The 20,357-nt window shown below is 70.5% G+C and carries 20 protein-coding genes; 12 read left to right on the top strand and 8 right to left on the bottom strand.

Translation table 11 applies throughout. The features are described from left to right. Together ACWCOV_RS27815 and ACWCOV_RS27810 are read right to left on the bottom strand one after the other, a co-directional pair. A complete protein-coding gene (locus tag ACWCOV_RS27815; RefSeq protein WP_449832258.1) occupies positions 1–1,200 on the bottom strand; it encodes a cation:proton antiporter in 1,200 nt (399 codons plus the stop codon). 1 nt (position 1,201) lies between these two features. Then, positions 1,202–1,687, bottom strand: a complete 486-nt coding sequence (locus ACWCOV_RS27810) for a cation:proton antiporter regulatory subunit (RefSeq protein ID WP_449832257.1) — start codon at positions 1,685–1,687, stop codon at positions 1,202–1,204. A gap of 124 nt (positions 1,688–1,811) precedes the next feature. Between ACWCOV_RS27810 and ACWCOV_RS27805 the strand changes: the two genes are divergently transcribed. From ACWCOV_RS27805 to ACWCOV_RS27795, 3 genes are read left to right on the top strand one after another with little or no spacing between them, the layout of a single operon-like run. Continuing rightward, positions 1,812–2,354, top strand: a complete 543-nt coding sequence (locus ACWCOV_RS27805) for a PadR family transcriptional regulator (protein WP_449832256.1) — start codon at positions 1,812–1,814, stop codon at positions 2,352–2,354. Beyond that, positions 2,351–4,372: an oxidoreductase gene (locus ACWCOV_RS27800; RefSeq protein WP_449832255.1), complete on the top strand. Its 2,022-nt coding sequence runs from the start codon at positions 2,351–2,353 to the stop codon at positions 4,370–4,372. Before ACWCOV_RS27805 ends, ACWCOV_RS27800 begins: the two co-directional genes overlap by 4 nt. A gap of 41 nt (positions 4,373–4,413) precedes the next feature. Beyond that, entirely contained in the window at positions 4,414–5,313 is a 900-nt protein-coding gene (locus ACWCOV_RS27795; protein WP_449832254.1) for an iron chelate uptake ABC transporter family permease subunit, read from the top strand. Here the strand turns inward: ACWCOV_RS27795 and ACWCOV_RS27790 are convergent, their stop codons facing one another. Continuing rightward, on the bottom strand, positions 5,314–5,883 hold the full coding sequence (locus ACWCOV_RS27790) for an HhH-GPD-type base excision DNA repair protein (protein WP_449832253.1): 570 nt from the start codon (positions 5,881–5,883) through the stop codon (positions 5,314–5,316). Positions 5,884–6,003: 120 nt separating this feature from the next. Here ACWCOV_RS27790 and ACWCOV_RS27785 point away from each other — a divergent pair, with 120 nt between their 5' ends. Next, positions 6,004–6,594 (top strand): TIGR03086 family metal-binding protein, encoded by a 591-nt coding sequence (locus ACWCOV_RS27785; protein ID WP_449832252.1) that lies wholly within the window; start codon positions 6,004–6,006, stop codon positions 6,592–6,594. Here ACWCOV_RS27785 and ACWCOV_RS27780 read toward each other — a convergent pair. Beyond that, on the bottom strand, positions 6,544–7,782 hold the full coding sequence (locus ACWCOV_RS27780) for an FAD-dependent monooxygenase (protein WP_449832251.1): 1,239 nt from the start codon (positions 7,780–7,782) through the stop codon (positions 6,544–6,546). The genes ACWCOV_RS27785 and ACWCOV_RS27780 overlap by 51 nt on opposite strands. A gap of 109 nt (positions 7,783–7,891) precedes the next feature. On the opposite strand from ACWCOV_RS27780, the gene ACWCOV_RS27775 reads away from it, so the two are divergent. Together ACWCOV_RS27775 and ACWCOV_RS27770 are read left to right on the top strand one after the other, a co-directional pair. Beyond that, a complete protein-coding gene (locus ACWCOV_RS27775; RefSeq protein ID WP_449832250.1) occupies positions 7,892–8,803 on the top strand; it encodes a GntR family transcriptional regulator in 912 nt (303 codons plus the stop codon). Between the two features lie 35 nt (positions 8,804–8,838). After that, the gene (locus ACWCOV_RS27770) at positions 8,839–9,714 is read left to right on the top strand and encodes a hypothetical protein (RefSeq protein ID WP_449832249.1); all 876 of its coding nucleotides are present in this window, start codon (positions 8,839–8,841) and stop codon (positions 9,712–9,714) included. Here the strand turns inward: ACWCOV_RS27770 and ACWCOV_RS27765 are convergent. Beyond that, positions 9,697–10,644, bottom strand: coding sequence for an NAD-dependent epimerase/dehydratase family protein (locus ACWCOV_RS27765; protein ID WP_449832248.1), 948 nt, complete (start codon positions 10,642–10,644; stop codon positions 9,697–9,699). The two genes, ACWCOV_RS27770 and ACWCOV_RS27765, sit on opposite strands and share 18 nt — an antisense overlap. A 46-nt stretch (positions 10,645–10,690) precedes the next feature. Between ACWCOV_RS27765 and ACWCOV_RS27760 the strand changes: the two genes are divergently transcribed. Both ACWCOV_RS27760 and ACWCOV_RS27755 read left to right on the top strand, forming a co-directional pair. Next, on the top strand, positions 10,691–11,365 hold the full coding sequence (locus ACWCOV_RS27760; RefSeq protein ID WP_449832247.1) for an SDR family oxidoreductase: 675 nt from the start codon (positions 10,691–10,693) through the stop codon (positions 11,363–11,365). Positions 11,366–11,482: 117 nt separating this feature from the next. Continuing rightward, positions 11,483–12,985 (top strand): LCP family protein, encoded by a 1,503-nt coding sequence (locus ACWCOV_RS27755; protein ID WP_449832246.1) that lies wholly within the window; start codon positions 11,483–11,485, stop codon positions 12,983–12,985. On the opposite strand, the gene ACWCOV_RS27750 is transcribed toward ACWCOV_RS27755, so the two are convergent. Continuing rightward, entirely contained in the window at positions 12,973–13,380 is a 408-nt protein-coding gene (locus ACWCOV_RS27750; RefSeq protein ID WP_449832245.1) for an SgcJ/EcaC family oxidoreductase, read from the bottom strand. The genes ACWCOV_RS27755 and ACWCOV_RS27750 overlap by 13 nt on opposite strands. 148 nt (positions 13,381–13,528) lie before the next feature. Here ACWCOV_RS27750 and ACWCOV_RS27745 point away from each other — a divergent pair, with 148 nt between their 5' ends. The 3 genes from ACWCOV_RS27745 (at position 13,529) to ACWCOV_RS27735 (ending at position 15,609) form a co-directional block, all read left to right on the top strand. Then, positions 13,529–13,906, top strand: coding sequence for a YciI family protein (locus tag ACWCOV_RS27745; RefSeq protein ID WP_449832244.1), 378 nt, complete (start codon positions 13,529–13,531; stop codon positions 13,904–13,906). 44 nt (positions 13,907–13,950) lie between these two features. Continuing rightward, positions 13,951–14,742 (top strand): alpha/beta fold hydrolase, encoded by a 792-nt coding sequence (locus tag ACWCOV_RS27740; protein ID WP_449832243.1) that lies wholly within the window; start codon positions 13,951–13,953, stop codon positions 14,740–14,742. 240 nt (positions 14,743–14,982) lie between these two features. Next, positions 14,983–15,609, top strand: a complete 627-nt coding sequence (locus ACWCOV_RS27735) for a superoxide dismutase (protein WP_449832242.1) — start codon at positions 14,983–14,985, stop codon at positions 15,607–15,609. A 69-nt stretch (positions 15,610–15,678) separates the two neighbouring features. Here ACWCOV_RS27735 and ACWCOV_RS27730 read toward each other — a convergent pair whose 3' ends face one another. After that, entirely contained in the window at positions 15,679–16,461 is a 783-nt protein-coding gene (locus tag ACWCOV_RS27730) for an alpha/beta fold hydrolase (RefSeq protein ID WP_449832241.1), read from the bottom strand. 271 nt (positions 16,462–16,732) lie between these two features. On the opposite strand from ACWCOV_RS27730, the gene ACWCOV_RS27725 reads away from it, so the two are divergent. Beyond that, positions 16,733–19,033 (top strand): M4 family metallopeptidase, encoded by a 2,301-nt coding sequence (locus tag ACWCOV_RS27725; RefSeq protein WP_449832240.1) that lies wholly within the window; start codon positions 16,733–16,735, stop codon positions 19,031–19,033. On the opposite strand, the gene ACWCOV_RS27720 is transcribed toward ACWCOV_RS27725, so the two are convergent. Then, the gene (locus tag ACWCOV_RS27720) at positions 19,034–20,290 is read right to left on the bottom strand and encodes an RNA polymerase sigma factor (protein ID WP_449832239.1); all 1,257 of its coding nucleotides are present in this window, start codon (positions 20,288–20,290) and stop codon (positions 19,034–19,036) included. Between the last annotated feature and the right edge of the window lie 67 nt (positions 20,291–20,357).

Raw genomic sequence — 20,357 nt, 5'->3', positions numbered from 1 at the left:
TCAGGTGCTCGCGGGTTCTTCCAGCCGTTCAGCGGTCGGCGCCTGCTTACGGGCGGTGAGGCGGCGGGCGATCGGTTCGGTGTAGCGGGCGGCGATCGGGCCGAGGATGACCAGGATCAGCACGTACGCCGTCGCCAGCGGACCGAGCCGTGGTTCGACACCGACCGCCAGACCGGCGATGACGATCGAGAACTCGCCGCGCGCGACCAGCGTCCCGCCGGCCCGCCAGCGTCCGGCCGTCCCCACGCCGGCCCGGCGGGCGGCGAACCAACCGGTGGCGACCTTGGTCAGCGAGGTCACCAGCGCGAGCCCGAGCGCGATCGCGAGCACCGGCGGGATCGCCCGCGGATCCGTGCTCAACCCGAAGAACACGAAGAACACCGCGGCGAACAGGTCCCGCAGCGGGCTGAGCAGGTTCCGCGCGCCATGCGCGACCTCACCCGACAACGCGATCCCGACCAGGAACGCGCCGACCGCCGCCGACACCTGCAGTTGCTGCGCGATGCCCGCGACGAGCAACGTCAGTCCGAGTACGACGAGCAGCAGCATCTCCGGGTTGTCCGACGACACCGCCCGGCTGATCACCCGTCCGTAGCGCAGGGCGACGAACAGCACGACGCTCACCGTGCCGAGCGAGATCAGCAACGTGATGCTGCCACCCGCGAGCCCGACGCCGGCGAGCAGCGCGGTCAGGATCGGCAGGTAGACCGCCATCGACAGGTCCTCGAGGACCAGGATCCCCAGCACCACCGGGGTTTCCCGGTTGCCAAGCCGGCCGAAGTCGCCGAGCACCTTGGCGATCACGCCCGACGACGAGATCCAGGTGACACCGGCCAGGGCGACCGCGGCGACCGGGCCCCAGCCGAGCAGCAGCGCGACGGCCGCGCCCGGCAGCGCGTTGAGCAGGAAGTCCACGGCGCCCGAGACGTACTGCGTCTTCAGCGTGCCGACCAGGTCCGACGCGGTGTACTCGAGGCCGAGCAGCAACAGCAGCAGGATGACGCCGATCTCGGCGCCGGTCGCGACGAACTCCTCACTGGCCGCCAGCGGCAGCAGGCCGCCGTGCCCGAAGGCCAGGCCGGCGAGCAGGTAGAGCGGGATCGGCGAGAACCCGAACCGGGAGGCGATCCGGCCGAGGATGCCGAGGGCAAGGATGACCGCGCCCAGCTCGATCAGCAGGGCGGTGATGTTCTCGTGCACGTCACCCTCCCGCGATCAGGTCGTGCACGGCGTCGACGCCCTCGCGGGTGCCGACCACGACCAGGGTGTCCCCGGTCGCGAACCGGAAGTCCGGGGTGGGCGACGGGGTCGCGCCGGTCCGCCGCAGCACGGCGACGATGGAGGCGCCGGTCCGGCTGCGGGCCTGGGTGTCGCCCAGTGTGCGGCCCGAGTACGGCGACTTGGCCGTGACCGGGACGTGCTCGGTGATCAGGTCGATCTCGATCTCGTTGCGGACCGGGTCGAGCGGCGCCGGGATCAGCAACGCGGACAGCGCGGCCGCCTCACCGGGATCCAGCGGGACCGAGTCCTTGCAGTTGTCGTCGTCGTCGGGATCGTGGAACCCCAGGAACCGCCGGCCGTCGTTGTGCACCACCACCGAGACGTGCTTGCCGCCTTCGGTGATCAGGTCGTACCGGGTGCCGATGCCGGGCAACGTCGTCCTGGTCGGGTGGGCCTGCTGGTCCATGGTTCCTCGATCCCGCGATAGATGGCGTCTGCAACCATTCTTTCAAATCAACAACCGCCGCCGGGGTGTGATTCCGCTTGCAATCAGGTGCACTGCAACGAGTTGCATAGGTACAGTGCTGGTCATGGCGCTGGAGCACGCGATTCTGGTCTCGCTGACCGAGCGGTCCGGGTCCGGTTACGAGCTGGCCCGGCGGTTCGACCGCTCGATCGGCTACTTCTGGCCGGCCACCCACCAGCAGATCTACCGGGTGCTGCGCCGGATGGACGAGGCCGGCTGGGTCCGGCACACCGAGATCGCGCAGGACGGCCGCCCGGACAAGAAGGTGTACCGGATCTCCGCGGCCGGGAGGGCGGAGCTCGCCCGGTGGCTGGCCGAGCCCGAGGACCCCGCGATCCTGCGGGACGGCCTCGGCGTGAAGCTACGCGGGGCGTCGTACGGCGATCCCGGCGTCGTCCTGCGCGAGGTCGAGCGGCACCGCGCCGAGCACGCCACCCGGCTCGAGGTCTACCGCGGGATCCAGAAGCGCGACTTCCCGAAGCCGGCCACGCTGAACGGCCGCGACCTGCATCAGTACCTCGTTCTCCGCGGCGGCATCCGCGCGGAGGAGTCGTTCGTCGAGTGGTGCGACGAAGTGATCGAAGCCCTCCGGAAGGACAACTCATGACCGGCTATCCGCACCTGCTCGAGCCGCTCGATCTCGGGCACGTCGTGCTGCCGAACCGGGTGATCATGGGGTCGATGCACACCGGCCTGGAGGACCGGGCGAAGGATCTGCCGAAGCTGGCTGCGTACTTCGCCGAACGCGCCCGCGGCGGGGTCGGCCTGATGGTGACCGGCGGCTACGCACCGAACCGGACCGGCTGGCTCACGCCCTTCGGATCCAGGCTCACCAGCCGCCGCCAAGCCCGCAGGCACCGGATCGTGACCGACGCGGTGCATGCCGAGGGTGGCCGGATCGCGCTGCAGATCCTGCACGCCGGCCGGTACGCGTACCACCCGTTCAGCGTCTCCGCCTCCGCGATCAAGGCCCCGATCAACCCGTTCAGACCCCGCGCCCTGACCGACCGCGGCGTGCGGAAGCAGATCAAGGCGTACGTCGACTGCGCGGCCTACGCCCGCGATGCCGGGTACGACGGGATCGAGATCATGGGGTCCGAGGGCTACTTCATCAACCAGTTCCTGGCCGAGCGCACCAACCAGCGCACCGACCGCTGGGGCGGCAGCCCGGAGAACCGGCGCCGGCTCGCGGTCGAGATCGTCCGCCGGACCCGGGAACGGGTCGGCGACGACTTCGTCATCATCTACCGGCTGTCGATGGCCGACCTGGTCGAAGGCGGCCAGAGCTGGGACGAGGTAGTTGCGCTGGGCAAGGAGATCGAGGCGGCCGGCGCGTCGATCATCAACACCGGTATCGGCTGGCACGAGGCCCGGGTGCCGACCATCGTGACCTCGGTGCCGCGGGCCGCCTTCACGTCGGTGACCGCGGCGTTCAGACCGTACGTCGGCATCCCGGTCGTCACGTCGAACCGGATCAACCTGCCGCAGGTCGCCGAGGAGGTGCTGGCCCGCGGCGACGCCGACCTGGTCAGCATGGCCCGGCCGTTCCTGGCCGACCCGGACTGGGTGCTCAAGGCAACCACCGACCGGGCCGACGAGATCAACGTCTGCATCGCCTGCAACCAGGCCTGCCTGGACCACGTGTTCGCCAAGCGGAAGGCGAGCTGCATGGTCAACCCGCGGGCGGCCCGCGAGACCGAGCTCCAGTTGCTGCCCACTCGCCGTACCAAGAACATCGCGGTCGTCGGGGCGGGACCGGCCGGGCTGGCCGCGGCGGTGACCGCGGCCGAGCGGGGCCACTCCGTGGAGCTGTTCGAGGCGGCCGACGAGATCGGCGGGCAGTTCGGGATCGCGCAGCGGATCCCCGGCAAGGAGGAGTTCGCCGAGACGATCCGGTACTACCGGCGCCGGCTCGAGCTGACCGGCGTCAAGGTGCACCTCGGCCGCCGCGCGAGCGTCGACGACCTGGCCGGCTTCGACGAGATCGTGCTGGCCACCGGTGTCGTCCCGCGCATCCCGGCCATCCCCGGCATCGACCACCCGAAGGTCCTCTCGTACGTCGAGGTCGTCCGCGACCGCAGACCCGTCGGGGCGACCGTGGCCGTGATCGGGGCGGGTGGCATCGGTGTGGACGTGAGCGAGTTCCTGACCACCGAGTCGTCGCCTGCGCTGGACCTCGAAGCGTGGAAGGCCGAGTGGGGTGTGACCGATCCGACAGTCGCGCCCGGCGGACTCACCACGCCGCGGCCCGAGCCGTCGCCCCGCCGGGTCTACCTGCTGCAGCGCAAGCCCGGGAAGATCGGCGCCGGCCTCGGCAAGACCACCGGCTGGGTGCACCGCGCCGCCTTGAAGAACAAGCAGGTCGAGCAGTTGCGGGGCGTCAACTACGAGCGCATCGACGACGCCGGCCTGCACCTGACGTTCGGCCCGGATCGCAAGGACGCAAGGGTTCTGGACGTCGAGACCGTCGTCGTCTGCGCCGGTCAGGAGCCGGTCCGCGACCTCGCCGACGCGCTGCGCGACACCGGCCGCCCGGTGCACCTGATCGGTGGAGCCGACGTCGCCGCCGAGCTCGACGCCAAGCGCGCGATCGACCAGGCCACCCGGCTCGCGCTCACTCTGTGAGCCCGTCCGGGCACTGAACGCAAGGCTGACAGCTCAATTAGGTGCGCACGGGCGACGTGCTGAACTGGATCAACGGCCGGTCCGGGCGAGCGATCACGTATGTTCTCGACCAGCGGTTCCCGCGGGTGCTGTCCGCCGTACTGTGCGGCGCCGCCCTCGCGTTTGCAGGTACGACGGTCCAGGCGGTGTGCCGGAATCCGTTGGCCGAGCCGGGCATTCTCGGGATCACGGGCGGCGCCGGCGTCGGTGCTGTGATCACCCTCGTGCTGTTGCCGTCAGCAACCATCTGGCTGCTGTCCGGGGTCGCCGCGGTGGCAGCGCTGGGCACCTTCGCGCTGGTCTACCTGGTGTCGTGGCGGGGTGGTCTGAGCTCGGACCGGTTGGTGCTGATCGGCGTCGGGGTGTCGTCGGGGGCGACCGCGATCATCACGCTGCTGATCGTCGCCACCGATCCGTGGAACCTCAGCATGGCGATGACCTGGTTGTCCGGCAGCACCTACGGGCGGACGTTGCCGCAGGTGGCGCCGGTCGCGATCGCGCTGCTCGTTCTCACCCCGTTGACCGTGCACTCCCGGCGTGAGCTGGATCTGCTGGCGCTGGACGACGACGTACCGCGGATCCTCGGCGTACGGCTCGAGCGCCGGCGGCTGACCGCGTTGCTGTGCGCGGCGCTGCTGACGGCTGCGGCCGTGTCGGCGATCGGGGTGGTCGGGTTCGTCGGACTGGTCGCACCGCACGCGGCCCGGGCGCTGGTCGGCGGCCGGCACACCCGCATCCTGCCGGTCGCGGCGTTGCTCGGCGCGATCCTGGTCGGCGTTTCGGACAGCCTCGGCCGCACCCTGCTGGCCCCAGCGCAGATCCCGGCCGGCTTGCTGACCGCGCTGATCGGAGCGCCGTACTTCGTCTACCTGCTCTGGCGAACCCGGGTCCCGAACCGCTGATCAGCCGGCGGAGGCCTTTGCGGCGGCCTTCTTCGCCTGCTTGTACTCGCGGACCTTGAGCAGCGAGTCCGCGTCGACGACGTCCGCGACCGAGCGGTATCCGTCGAGCGCGTAGTCGCCGGCGGCCGCTTCCCAGCCCTCGGGCCGGACGCCGAGCTGCTTGGCCAGCAGCGCCACGAAGATCTGCGCCTTCTGCTTGCCGAAACCGGGCAGCTCCTGGACGCGCTTGAGCAGCTCCTTGCCGGTCGTCGGCTCGGTCCACAGCCGCGTCACGTCACCGTCGTACCGGGTCTCGACCAGCGCGGCCAGCTCCTGCAGCCGGGCCGCCATCGAGCCGGGGAACCGGTGGATCGCCGGGGGCCGGGAGCACAGCTCCTTGAACTCCTCCGGGTCGGCGGCGGCGATCGCGGCCGGATCGAGGGTGCCGAACCGGCTGAGCACCTTGAAGCCGCCGCGGAAGGCGTGCTCCATCCCGTACTGCTGGTCCAGCATCATCCCGAGCACGACAGCGAACGGGTACTCGTCGAGGACGCGGTCGGCGTCCGGCACGTTGGCGATCTGGAAGCCCATCGCCGCATCATCTCACGGGCCGTGGGGGTGCGGGATGTCCCTTGTGCTGGGGGAAGGTCCCTGCCGAAACGCCCCGAACCCGCCTATGCTCAGCCGGGGGCGCCGACGGGAGGAGCACGGATGGAGATCCGGGATCTGGATCGTAGGGCCGGTGCGGTACTCGGGGAAGTGGTGATGCAGGTGCGCCCCGAGCACCTGTGGTTCCCGACTCCCTGCCCGGACTGGACCGTCCGCGGCCTGCTCCGCCACATCGTCAGCGAGAACGAGGGCTTCGCCGCCGCGGCGCTGAACGGGTCGGCGCCGGTGCAGGCCTGGAACGGCGGCCGGCTCGGCGACCACCCGTCCGGCGCCTACCGGAGGTCCAACGCGCGGATCGCGGACGCGTTCGCCGACGGCGGCGCGCTGGACCGGCTGATGGAGGTCCGCGAGTACGGCTCGTTTCCGCGCCGGATCGCGCTGACCTTCCACCTGCTCGACTGCGTCATCCACGCCTGGGACCTGGCCCGCGCGATCGACGTCCCGTACGACCCGCCGCCGGACTTGGTCGAGCAGGCGTTCGGGCTGGCCCGCAAGATCCCGGACACCGACGCGGTCCGGGGCCCCGGCGCAGCGTTCGAGCGCAGCGTCAAGGTCCCCGGCGACGCCCCCGACTTCGACCAGCTACTCGGTCTCCTCGGCCGCAACCCCGACTGGGTCTCCCCGCTCGACTGAGTAGTCCTTCAGCTCGATCCTGTCCGGTACGGCGGCCGCCATCTTCCCCAGCGCCGGCGCGAGCAGCCGCGTCGTCATCAGCCGGGTCGACGCGTCGCGGAACCGGATGCCGAGCGCCGTCATCGGCATCGCCATCTTGATCCCGCCCGGCGGGAGCTCCATCCGCTGGTCGACGTACGCCTGCAGCTGAGCCTGGTACGACGGGAACGCCCGGACGTGATCGCCGTCCGCGGCGGCCAACTCGCCCGCGAGGACGTAGGCGCCGACGAGGGACAGCGCCGTGCCGTGCCCGGCCAGCGGCGAACCGCAGTACCCGGCGTCACCGACGAGGACGACCCGGCCGCGTGACCAGTCCGGTACGACGACCCGGCTGGTGCTGTCGAAGTAGAAGTCATCCGCGTCGCGGAGCGCGGCGAGGATGTGGTCGGTGTGCCAGCCGAGACCGGTGAATCGCCGTACCAGCAGGGCCTTCATGGCGTCGGTGTCGTGCCGGTCGTACCTGAGCACGGGGGAGCGGAAGCTCAGCAGGGCCTTGGCGTACCGCTCGTCGTGGTCCGGCCGAAGCCCGACCCAGCGACCGCCGGGTGCGGAGTGGATCTTCATCCAGTGGTTCAGCGGCTCGGGTGACTCGACGGTGAAGTACGACGTGTAGCCGCCGAGGTGGTGGACGAACTGTTCCTCCGGTCCGAAGGCCAGCTTCCGGACCCGGGAGTGCACGCCGTCCGCACCGACCACGAGGTCGAACCGTCGCCGCGGACCGCTGGTGAAGGTGACGTCGACGCCGGTCGTGTCCTGCTCCAGCGCCGCGATCGAGTCGCCGTACAGATAGTCGACGTCGTCGATGGTCGCGGCGTGCAGGATGCCGGCGAGGTCGCCGCGGAGGATCTCGATGTCCGCGATCGCGCCCGCGCCGTCGAGCAGCTCGACCGGCATCGCGGCGGCGGTGCGGCCGTCGGCCCGGACGTACGCGAGGCCGCGCTCGTGCAGCTGGGCCTTCTTGATCGCCGGCATCAGGCCCATCCGCTCGGCCACCACCTTGGAGATCCCGCGGAGGTCGACGGTCTGCCCGCCGGGTCGCGGCGCCGGCGCGAGCTCGACGATCGTCGGGGCGAACCCATGCCGCCGCAGCCAGTACGCCAGAGCCGGTCCGGCGATCCCGCCGCCGGAGATCAGAACGGTCTTGGTCATCGTGGTTCCTCTCGTCGAGCTAGTGCACGTACGGTGTACACGTACACCGTGGAGCGCACTACTCAGGGAGTCCAACAACCGCGTGGAGCGCACTAGTGCAGGAGGTTTGATGAGCGAGGCGCCGTACCAGGTGATCGCGGCCGAGATCCGGCGCCGGATCGAGGCGGGCGAGCTGGCCCCGGGCGATCGGGTGCCGTCGACAAGGGCGCTCGTCCGGGAGTTCGGCGTCGCAATGGCGACCGCCACGAAGGCGCTTCAGATGCTTCAGCAGCAGGACCTCGTCCACGCCCAGCCCGGAGTCGGCACCGTGGTCGGGTCGCCGCGCGCCGCGGTCCGGCCGGCCCGGGAGCAGCCGCTCGAGCTCAACCGCGAGCAGGTGGTGCGGCGAGCGATCGCGATCGCCGATGCCGAAGGGCTGGCCGGGGTGTCGATGCGGCGGATCGCGGCCGAGCTCGGGGTGTCGACGATGGCGCTGTACCGGTACGTCGGCGGCAAGGAGGCGCTCGTCCTGCGGATGGTCGACACCGCGATCGGCGAGTTCCCGTTGCCGGCCGAACCAGCAACGACCTGGCGGCAGGGGATCGAGGCCACAGCCCGTTTGCAGTGGGCGGCGTACCGGCGGCATCTCTGGCTGGCGAGCGCGATCAGCCTGAGCCGGCCGCAGGCGCTGCCCAACCTGCTGCCGCACACCGACGCCGTACTGCGTGCACTAGGTCCCTTCGGGCTCGACGGGAGTACGGCGCTCTACACCGCGATCACCGTGTTCGCGTACGTCCGGGGCGTCGCGCTGGCGATGGAGGCGGAGGTGCAGGCCGAGCAGGACACCGGGATGACCGCCGACGAGTGGGCCGACGAGCACCTGGAACCGATCAGCACCATGATCAGCCTGGAGGGCCTGGCCGGATTCCGGGCCGTGTTCCAGCCCGGTTTCGACTTCGACTACGACCTGGACCGTCTGTTCGAGTTCGGTCTCGAACTGGTTCTGGACGGGCTCGAAGTGAAACTCTCCCGGCTACGCTGAGTACGGACAGTGTCGACAGCCGCGGAGGTGTGCCGATGGAGCCGGTGTTCGCACCCGACGTGCCGGACGGCGTACGGCGGCTGCACCGGAACCGGCCCGAGCTGTTCGTCCCGGCCGGGCAGCCGAAGCCGAAGCGGGAGACGTCCTGGTCGGTCGCGCCCGGGAACACGTTCGGCACGTTGCTGGTCTGGCTCGCGGTCTGCGTCGGCGGCTGGATCCTGGCCCTCATCGTGATGGCCGCGACCCTGCCGGCGGAGGTGGCGGCCTGGTCCGCGGTCGTGCTGGCCGGGATCGCCGGCGTCGCCACGGTCGGGGTCCTGGTCAAGACCGGGATCGAGGACCGCGGCCACAAGGCGGTCCGGCTGCAGCACGGCAAGTACCTGCTGCCGGACGACTTCGACGAGGAGGCCGGCCGGCTGCTCGGCCGGGCCCAGCGCGCGGTGAAAACGGTGCTTGAGGCAACAGTCACCCAGCAGGGGTTGCTGGACGACGTGAAGAACGACCTGGTGCTGCCGGAGCAGCTCTGGGACATCGCGCAGGTGCTGCGCGAGCAGACCGTGCTGCGGGCCCGGCAGCGCGAGGTCGCGCGCGGGATGGCGACCGCCGAACTGGAGGCCGTGCTCGGACCGCAACGCCGCGCACTCGCGCTCTCGGTGGACGCGATCAAGCGCAAGGTCGACCTGCTCGACCGGTACGCCGACCGGGTCCGATCGGCCGACGCCGCCCTTCGGGCCGAGGCCGCGCTCGGGGACGGCGACCGCTACATCGAGCTTCTCGCCCGGACCGAACCGGCCGGCGACACCTCGGTCGTCCAGAGCTTCGCCGACGAAGCGAGTGCCCTCCGCGACACCCTGACCCGCAGTATCAACGCCGCCCGCGACGCCGGCCGGACCCTAGCTCTCCCCGAGTAGGCGCCGCTCTTCCTCGGGCGACAGGCCGAAACCAAGCTCGGGCTCGCCGCGCGCCTGGTCCCAGGCGATCAGGTCGACGAGCGTCTGGCGCAGCGGCGTGACCGGCATGCCGGCGGCTCGAGCCTTCGCCGGGTTGCGGCGGCGCTCGCCCCACTCGGCCTCGGGCTCGATCAGCGGGAAGCGCGGAGGTACGGCGTCGGCCGGGATCCGCACCAACTCGACCGTGCTGCCGGACAGGTCGGCAGAGGTCTCGATCAGTTCGGCGATCGTGGCGAACGGACCGACCGCGTTGAAGGCACCGGATCGATCGTCGGTGACCAGCTGTACGACGAGTCGTCCGAGGTCGCGGCTGTCGGTCAGTTGCAGCGGTTGCTCCGGCTTCGTCGGCAACGCGACCCGGCCGCCTCGTGCGCCCCGCCGTACCCAGTAGAGGACCGTGCTTGCCGTGTCGCCGGGACCGGTCACTCGGCCGGGCCGCACGATCGTCGCGCGGTCGCCGTACCGTTCCAGGACGTCGTCCTCGCAGGCGACCTTGCACGGGCCGTAGGTGTCGTTGGTGAGGACATCGGCCGCGCGCATCGGCGGCCGGCGGGTTGCGGTCTCGTCGGTGCCGGCCGGGAGGTCGCGGACGTAGACCGCGTGGCTCGAGATGAACACGTACCGTCCGACCCGGTCGCCGAGCACCTCCGTCGCCTCGTCGACGTGCCGGGTCTGGTAGCCGCTCAGGTCGACGACCGCGTCCCACTCGCCGGCGCGGAGCGACTCGTAGTCGCCGGTGTCACGATCCCCGACCAGCTGGGTCACCTCCGGCGGCAGGTCGGTCCCGCTCTTGCCCCGGCTGAACGACGCCACCTCGGCACCCTGCTCGAGCGCGTCCGCAACGACCGCGCGCCCGACGAACCCGTTTCCGCCCAGCATCAGAATCCGCACAACCGCCGACTCTAACCCGGCGCCGTACCCGATTAAGCTCGGCGCCATGACTGAGACGGTGGTGGTTGCCGGAGGCACCGGTGCGTTGGGCGCGGCGGTGACGGCGGAGTTCCTGCGGTCCGGCTGGCGGGTGGTCGTCCCCGGGCGGACCGAGGAGTCGCTGGCCCGGCTCGGCGCCGATCCGGCGCTGAACCCGATCGTCTCCGACCCCTTCGACCCGGCCGGTACGGCGGACGTCGTCGCGCTCGCCACCTCCGACGAGGCCGCGCCGCTGACCGCGCTGGTCAACCTGGTCGGCGGGTTCGCGTCCGGGGGGCGGGTGCACGAGACGCCGGTCGAGGACTTCGAGCGGCTGCTCCGGCTCAACCTGCGGCCGACGTACCTGATCACCCAGGCGGTGCTGCCGCACCTGCTCGCCGGCGGTGGCGGAGCAATCGTTTGTACGTCGAGCGGCGCGGCGCTGCGACCGTTCTCCGGGGCGGCCGGGTACATCACCGGGAAGGCCGGGGTGCTCGCGTTCGCCGACGCCCTGCACGCGGAGTACGCGGCCGACGGCATTCGGGTGAACACGATCATCCCCGGCACCATCGACACCCCGGCCAACCGCGCCGCGATGCCGAAGGCCGACACCAGCCGGTGGAGCCCGCCGGAACGCATCGCGGTTGTGGTACGCACCCTCGTCGAAACCCCGGGCCTTGCGGGCAGTCATCTGCCCGTGTGACAACCGATCACCCCTGTAACACGTCTGAGGAGGTACAGGTGCGGGTACTTGACGCACACTGGTGCTGGGGACGGCGACAGGGGAGCCATGGGGAAACGCGGTGCGGAGAGTTCCGAGGTGGCTGATGCCGTTCCGCCGCGCCGGCCGCGGTCGGTGCCGCGGCTGCTCGGGCTGACCCTGCTCGGCGCGCTGCTCCCGGGCCTCGGGCTCATCGCCGGCGGTCGCCGCCGGATCGGCGCGTTCATCCTGACCCTGACCCTCGGGTTGATCGGACTCGGCGTGTACGTCGCCCTGACCCGGCGCGAGGAGGTGCTCGCGGCGACCGTCGTACCGAGCCGGCTGCTGATGACCTCGGTCGCGATCGGGGCGCTCGCGGTGCTCTGGATCGTGGTGATCGTCGCCTCGCACCGTTCGTTGCGTCCGGCAACACGTGGGGCCGGCGGCCGGGCCGTCGGCGCGCTGCTGGTCGGGGTGCTGTGCTTCGCGATCGCGGTGCCCGCGGCGATCGGCGTACAGAGTGTGCTGGCGCAGCGCGACCTGGTCCAGGACGTGTTCGTCGCGCAGGGCGAGAGCAAGAGCGCGACCCGGCCGACCGAGATCGACACCAAGGACCCGTGGGAGGACAAGCCGCGGCTGAACCTGCTGCTGCTCGGCGGCGACGACGCTCCGAGCCGGCCCGGGGTCCGGACCGACACCGTGATCGTGGCGAGTATCGACACCAAGACCGGCAACACCGCGCTGATCTCGATGCCGCGGCAGCTGACCTTCATGCCGTTCCCGAAGGACTCGCCGTTGCACAGGATCTACCCGAACGGCTACGGCCAGGAGGGGCTCAGCCTGGAGGGCCGGCTGGAGTGGATGCTGACCGCGATGTACCAGAACATCCCGGCGGCGCACCCCGGCATCCTCGGCCCGTCCGACAACGAGGGCGCCGACGTGCTCAAGCAGTCCGTCGGTGAGGCGATCGGGCTCAAACTCGACTACTACCTGCAGGTCAACCTGAAGGGCTTCGCCGAGCTCGTCGACGCGCTCGGCGGGATCACCGTCAACGTCAACGAGCGGGTCGCGATGGGCGGCGTCAGCAGCTCACACATCCCGCCCAGCGAGTGGATCGAGCCGGGCCCGAACCAGCACCTCGACGGACGGCACGCGCTCTGGTTCGCCCGCGGCCGGTACGGCGCCGACGACGACCAGCGGCAGATCCGGCAGCGCTGCGCGATCAAGGGCATCGTCGACGCGGCCGACCCGCAGACCCTGGCGACCAAGTACAAGGCGATCGCCAGAGCCGGCCAGCAACTGCTGCGCACCGACATCCCGCAGGAACTCCTGCCCGCGCTGGTGCAGCTGGGGTTGCGGGTCAAGTCGGGGACCGTCTCGAACGTCCACCTCGACGCCAGCAAGCTGCGGCTGAAGTACCTGCACCCGGACTACGACGCCCTCCGCGACACGGTCGAGAAGGCCCTGGAGCAGCCCACACCGCCGGCGACCACCGCCCCGAAGACTGCGCCGAGCACGACCAAGCCCACTCGCAGGCCGATCACCACCACCGCGACGCCGGCTCCCACCCAAGACCTCGTAGACGCCTGCGCCTACCACCCGGAAGGCGATCAGCCGAACTGAATCGGGGTCGTCTGGGCCAGCGCCAGTCGCCAACCCGCCGAGGTCCTGAGGGCTGCGTAGGTCAGTGCGCCATTGGTCGGCAGCGCATCGGGATCGGCGTCCGCCCGCTCGTCGTGGACCGTCTTCACGCAGCTGACCAACGCCACGTCCGCGGTCAACGCCCGGACGTCGACGATCTCCACGCTGGTCCGCACGTCCTTCAGGTCGGAGCCGAGCGCCGCGGCCATCGCCTGGCTGAACGCGTCCCGCCCGAACAGCCGGCGTCCGGCGATGTTGACGATCACCATCTCGGCCGTGTGCAGGTCAGGCAGCACGTCCGCATCACTCTGCGCGGTGTCGGCCGCCTGCACCAGCTCGCGGATGGCCTGCTCGTCCTGTGCGGTCAGTTCAGTCATGACCGACAGTCTTCAACCTCAAGTCGAGTTCAGGTCAAGGGACGGCCGCGTCGATGTGCTGAACTTCCCCGGAGCGCGGGTGTCGATCTGGCGGTGAACCGCTCGACGTGAGAGTAAGGATCCGACCGAAACGACGAGGAGCACTGCGATGCGATTCATGATCATCAACAAGGCCGACGCCGACAGCGAGGCCGGCAAGTTCCCGCCGGACGAGATCGCCGAGGCCGTCGGCCAGGCCGTCGAGGCGATGTCCAAGGCCGGCGTCCTGCTGTTCGCCGAAGGCGTCCACCGCAGCGCCCTCGGCGCCCGCGTCAAGGTCGACGCCGGCAAACGCACCGTCACCGACGGCCCCTTCGCCGAGACCAAGGAACTCATCGGCGGCGTCATCGTCGTCGAGGTCCGCAACCGGGACGAAGCCATCGAATGGGCCGCCCGCCTGGCCGAAGCCCTCACCTCCGAGGTAGAAGTCCGCCGCGTGGTGGAGGAAGCCGACTTCGACCCGAACTCGGAGATCTACCAGAACTGACGTGTCGCGTGTCCATCCGGCGGGGTGCCGTTCGTGGTGATGCCATGAACAACACACTGGAAGTTCCCGGGGCGGAGTTGTACTACGAGGTGCGGGGAAGCGGGCCGCTGGTGGTGCTGGTGGGGGCGCCGATGGATGCGGACTCGTTTGCGCCGTTGGCGGAGCTGCTGGCCACCGACCACACCGTGCTGACCACAGACCCGCGGGGGATCAACCGCAGCGCCCTGCACGGGGAGGGGTCTACGCCGGAGGAGCGTGCGGACGATCTTGCCCGGCTGATCAGGTACGTCGATGCGGGGCCGGCGACCGTGTTCGGGTCGAGTGGGGGTGCGGTGACGGCGTTGGCGCTGGCGCAGGCGCATCCGGAGTTGGTGAGTGCGGTGATTGCGCACGAGCCGCCGCTGGACACGCTGGTCGAGGATGCCGACGAGTTGCTGGCGGCGACCGAGCGGATGATTGCCGACTACCTGGCCGGGGACGTGCTCGGCGCGTGGCGGCAGTTCTTCGTGATCGCGAACATCCAGCTGCCGGACGACATGCTGAAGCTGATGTTCGGTGGCGAGCGGGATCCGCGAGTGGTCGCCGACGAGCGGTTCTGGTTCGAGCACGAGCTGCGGTCGAGCGTGACCTGGCGGCCGGACCTCGGCGCGTTGCGCGACGGCGGGGTCCGGTTCGTGGCCGGGATCGGCGAGGAATCGGGCGGTCAGCTGTGCGACCGGACCACGACCGCGCTGGCCGCCGGGCTCGGGATCGAGCCGACCCGGTTCCCCGGTGACCACATCGGGTTCGCGGAGGACCCGGCGCCGTTCGCCGCCGTACTGCGGGAACTGCTCTGAGATGAGACTCCGCCCGTGGCTCCGCGGGTGGAGTATGTGAAGCTGGTGGTGACCGGTGCGGGCCTGTGTGAACGGGCCTGGACCGGGCACTGGTCGGAGGTGCCAGCCGGGACCTGAGAGCTGCACCACCTGGCCCGCGTGGCGCCTTGACCTCAACCGTGGTTGAAGTTTCAAGCTGGTGCCGCTGAAACAGGACATCGGAGATATCGGCCCTCGCGGGGCCCCGACGAAGGAGCAGAGTTGACCACGTACACGCTTCCCGACCTCCCCTACGACTACGGCGCACTGGCGCCGTCGATCGCCGGCGAGATCATGGAGCTGCACCACTCCAAGCACCACCAGACCTACGTCAACGGCCTGAACGACACCCTGGAGAAGCTGGCCGCGGCCCGCGAGAAGGGCGACTTCGGCGCGATCGTCGGCCTGGAGAAGTCGCTCGCCTTCAACCTCGGCGGGCACGTCAACCACTCGATCTTCTGGAAGAACCTGTCCCCGGACGGCGGCGACAAGCCGGACGGTGAGCTGGGCGCGGCGATCGACGAGTACTTCGGCTCGTTCGACGGCTTCCAGGCCCACTTCACCGCGGCGGCGACCACCATCCAGGGCTCCGGCTGGGCGATCCTCGGCTGGGACGCGCTGGCCGGCCGGCTGCTCGTCCACCAGCTGTACGACCAGCAGGGCAACCTGCCGGCCGGGCAGATCCCGATCGCGATGCTGGACATGTGGGAGCACGCCTTCTACCTGCAGTACAAGAACGTGAAGCCGGACTACGTCAAGGCCTGGTGGAACGTGGTGAACTGGGCCGACGCGCAGGCCCGCTTCGACGCGGCCCGCGCCAACGCCGGCGGCCTGATCACCGGCAGCTGAGCGCACAGCAACGACAGGGGCGCCCGGACCAGGTGGTCCGGGCGCCCCTGTCGTTCCAGCGCAGGAAACTCAGCGCAGGAAACCGGCGATCACCGGCGCGATGGCCGACGCCTTGATGACGTGGTTCTGGCCCGGCACTTCTTTGTGCTGCGCACCGGGGACGGCGGTCGCGAGCGCCTTCATCGACGTCTTCATCCAGCCCGGGCTCTTCCCGCCGTTGACCACCAGGACCGGCTCGTCGATGCTCGCCCACTGCGAGGCGTCCAGCGGCTGCCCGAAGCAGTTCTCGCCGAGCAGCGTCGCGTCGTACGGCAGCGTGTGCGCGACCGCTTTCATGCCCTTCCAGGCCGGCATCAGCTTCATCAGCGCGACCACGATCCCGGGCAGCCCGATGCCCTTGGTCATGAAGTACTTGACCGCGTCGCCCGGATCGAGCGCCTTCAGGTCCGACACCCAGGTCCGCGGGATCTGCTTGCGGCTGTCGTCCACGACGTACGGCGCTTCGAAGGCGACCAGCCGCGAGATGGGCAGCCCGGCCGCGGCCGCTCGGAGCGCAAGGGCCGCGCCGGACGACGTGCCGTAGACGTACGCCGATCCGCCGGCCGCCTCGATCACGGCAGCGAGGTCCTCGATCTCGCGTTCCACGTCGTACTCGGCCTGGTCGCCGCTGTCGCCGCGGCCACGCCGGTCGTAGTTGTACACGGTGAACTCGGACGCCAGTTGCTCGGCCAGCTCCGGCATCGGGCCCTGCGCCCGGCTGCACAGCGCGCCGTCGACCAGCACCAGCGCGGGCCCGTCGCCACGCCGGTCGTAGGCGATCGTCGTACCGTCCTTCGAGACGACAGTGTTCATGCGTGGATCCTCCCGCGTCGGTGGGCCACTTGGCTGGCCTCACCGACGCGTCGAACCTCGGCCGCGGAAATCGACCGCTGCGTAGGAAAACCCGTGCCGAATGTGACTTAGACCACATTCAGGTCGCGCAGCGCATCTGCTGGATGACAGTCTGCAGTCAGCACAAGCGTCCGCCCCCGCTTGTCGCACCGCATGGGCGGACGTTCCGGCTGGGGACGGGCTTGGGGGCCTCGCGACGTTCCCGGCGCCTGACGGAACTGGGAGGAACCCCGTGAAAGCACGCACCTGGCTGGCCGGCCTCGCCGCCGGCGCAGTCGCACTGACGCTCACCTCACCCGGGCTCGCGAACAGCGCCCCGCCGGACCCGGTGGCCAAGAGCCCCGAGGTCCGCAAGCTAGACGGCCCGACGGGCGGTGGCGCCGGCCTGGTCGCCAAGCGCGACTCGCTCGGCCGCGCGCACTCGATCCGGCCCGCGACCCCGCTCAAGGCGCCGGCGTCCGTCGCGTCGAAGGCCGCGCGGTCCGCCACCAGCAAGCCCGACTCGCTGGCTGTCGCCAAGGCCCAGGTGGCCACGGTCGCGCCGTACTTCGGCGCCCGTCCCGCCGACCTGGTCGCCAGCACCAGCACACTGACCGAGTACGGCTCGCAGATCCGCTTCCAGCAGACTGTCGACGGCGTTCCGGTGTACGGCGGCGAGATCGTCACCAACCTGGACAAGGCCGGCGCGCTCGAGTCCGCCAACGGCGAGGTCGCCCTGGCCACGTACGGCGCTTTCCCGGTCGCCGACAAGGTGGACGCGGCCAAGGCGGCAGCCACCGGCGCCGCCGTACAGGCAGTGGCGCAGCGGGCCAAGGTCGACGCCGGCAAGCTGTCGGCCGAGCTGACCGGTCCGCGCTGGTTCGACCTCGGCCTCGTCACCCGCCAGCCGGGCTCTGTCGCCGTCCCGGTCTACCTGTTCGAGGTGACCGGCCCCGGGGACGTGCGCTGGCAGGCGATGGTGCACGCCTCGGCCGGCCAGGCGCTGCTCGCCTGGAACCTGAACGAGAACATCAACCGGGTCGTCTGCGACGCGAACCGCGCGATCATCGAGACCGGTTACGAGGACGTTCGCTGCGGCACGGTGTTCCAGCCGACCCGGGTCGAGGGCGGCCCGGCGTCGACCGTGACCGACGTCAACCAGGTGTTCGAGTTCTTCGGTGACACCTCCGATACCTACGCCGCGCTCGGCACCGACCTGACCGAGCTGATCGGCGTGGACTACGGCGACGGCCTGGGCAAGGCGCTGCGCGGCACCGTCCGGGTCTGCGTCGAGGGCGGCTGCCCGTTCGCGAACGCGTTCTGGAACGGCGAGCAGATGGCCTTCGGCGAAGGCGTCAGCACCGACGACGTGACCGGCCACGAGCTGACCCACGGCGTCACCCAGCACACCTCCGGCCTGGCCTACCTGTGGGAGGCGGGCGCGATCAACGAGGCGTTCTCCGACATCATGGGCGAGTTCGTCGACCTGACCAACGGGTCGGCCGACGACGTCCCGGTGAACCGCTGGCAGATCGGCGAGGGCTCCAGCCTCGGCGTGATCCGGAGCATGTCCGACCCGACCCGGTACAACGATCCGGACCGGATGCGCAGCGCGAAGTGGTTCGACGACACCTTCTTCCAGGACAACGGTGGCGTGCACAGCAACTCCGGTGTGGCGAACAAGGCGGCGTACCTGATCGCGGACGGCGGCTCCTTCAACGGCCAGAAGCTGCTCGGCATCGGCCTGGCCCGCTCCGAGGTGCTGTGGCACGAGACCCAGAAGGTGCTCACCACCGGCGCCGACTACGGCGACCTGGCCGAGGGGCTGCGGGCGACCTGCGCCAAACTGGCCAAGAAGAAGAAGTCCGGGATGACCAAGGCCGACTGCGCCCAGGTCGAGCTGGCGATCAAGGCGACCGAGATGGACTTCGAGCCGGGGATCGGCAAGCCGGCCCAAGCGCCGGTCTGCGACACCGCCGGCGCGAAGGCCAAGAACCTGTTCCGGACCAGCTTCGCCGAGTACCCCGACGGCAAGGTCGTCCGGGACGCGGGCTGGGTGCTGGGCAAGGCCGAGGGCCTGGACGGCTCGCTGGTCGACACGTCCTACTCCCTCGACGGTGACGACTCGATGCTCGGTGTGGCGACCGACCCGGACGGCTCGATCAGCCTGCAGACCGCGAACGGGACGAAGATCAAGAAGCCGAAGACGTACCTGCGCTTCACGCACGCGTACAACTTCTACAACGTGTTCATCAGCTTCGGCGTCCGCACCGGTACGGCCACCCTGGAGTACTCCGACAACGGCGGCGCGACCTGGAAGGACAGCGCCGGGCTGAGCTGGGTCAACGGCCCGACCGTCGACAAGAACTTCGCCGACGAGCCGGCCGCCTGGCACGGCAACTCCGGCGGCTGGGAGACCAGCCGGCTGGACCTGACCGAGTTCCAGGGCAAGCAGCTCAAGTTCCGCTGGACCGAGCACGGCGAGGACTTCGCCGACCTGATCCCGGCGAACTGGTGGCTCGACAACGCCACCGTCTACACCTGCTCCAAGTAGTCAGCAGGCCGCGGCGCGTTCCAGCAGGAGAGTGCGTTCGCGTTCGTTGCGCGTGAGTGCGGCGGCCTTCTCGAACTCGGCCCGGGCCTCGTCGAGCCGGCCGAGTTTGAAGAGGAGGTCGCCGCGCACGCTCGGCAGCAGGTGGTAGTCCTTCAGCGACGGCTCGTCCGCGAGCGCGTCGACGGCCTCGAGCCCGCGCTCGGGGCCGAACGCCATCGAGATCGCGACCGCCTGGTTGAGCTCGACGACCGGTGACGGGGTGACTTGCGCGAGTACGGCGTACAGGCCGGCGATCCGCGCCCAGTCGGTGTCGTCGGGGTCGGCCGCGCGGGCGTGGCAGGCGGCGATGGCGGCCTGCAGCAGGTACGGGCCGGGTGGCTTGTCCAGCGCCCAGGCCCGGTCGAGCCCTTCGAGACCGCGGCGGATCAGCAGGCGGTCCCAGCGCCGGCGGTCCTGGTCGAGCAGCAGGACGGGCTCACCGTCCGGGCCGACCCGGGCGTTGGCGCGGGACGACTGGAGCTCCATCAGCGCGAGCAACCCATGGACTTCGGGCTCCTGCGGCATGAGCTCGGCCAGCAGGCGGCCGAGGCGCATCGCCTCGTTGCAGAGCGCCGGCCGCATCCAGTCGTCGCCCGCGGTCGCCGAGTAGCCCTCGTTGTAGATCAGGTAGACGACCTCGAGCACGGACGTGAGCCGCTCGAGCAGGTCGTCGCCGGACGGCACCTCGAACTCGACGCCGGCCTTGGCCAGGTTGCGCTTGGCCCGGACGATCCGCTGGGCGATCGTCGCCTCCGGGGCCAGGAACGCGCGGGCGATCTCGTCGGTCTTCAGGCCGCCGAGCAGCTTCAGCGTCAGCGTCACCCGGGCGTCCATGGTCAGCACCGGGTGACAGGCGGTGAACACCAGCCGGAGCAGGTCGTCCTCGATGTGGTCCTCGAGGATGGCTTCCACGTCGTCCTCGACGCTGTCGCCGTCGATCTCCAGCTCGTGGCCCATCTCGGCGAGCTTGCGCTGGTAGGTCTCCTTGCGCCGGATCAGGTCGATCGCCCGCCGCTTGGCGATCGCCATCAGCCAGGCGCCGGGGTTGTTCGGCACCCCGGACTCCGGCCACTGCTCCAGCGCCGCCACCAGCGCGTCCTGCGCCAGCTCCTCGGCCAGCCCGACGTCGCGCACGATCCGGGCCACCCCGGCGATGATCCGCGCCGACTCGATCCGCCAGACCGCGTCGACGGCCCCATGAGCCTCCACAACCGTCACCCGCCGATAGTAGTCCGGGCACTGGCCGCCGGCCGGGGACGAATAGACTTCCTCCCGATACCCCTCG

The organism is Kribbella sp. NPDC002412 (assembly GCF_053592935.1).
This window is presented reverse-complemented; position numbering and strand designations above follow the sequence as displayed.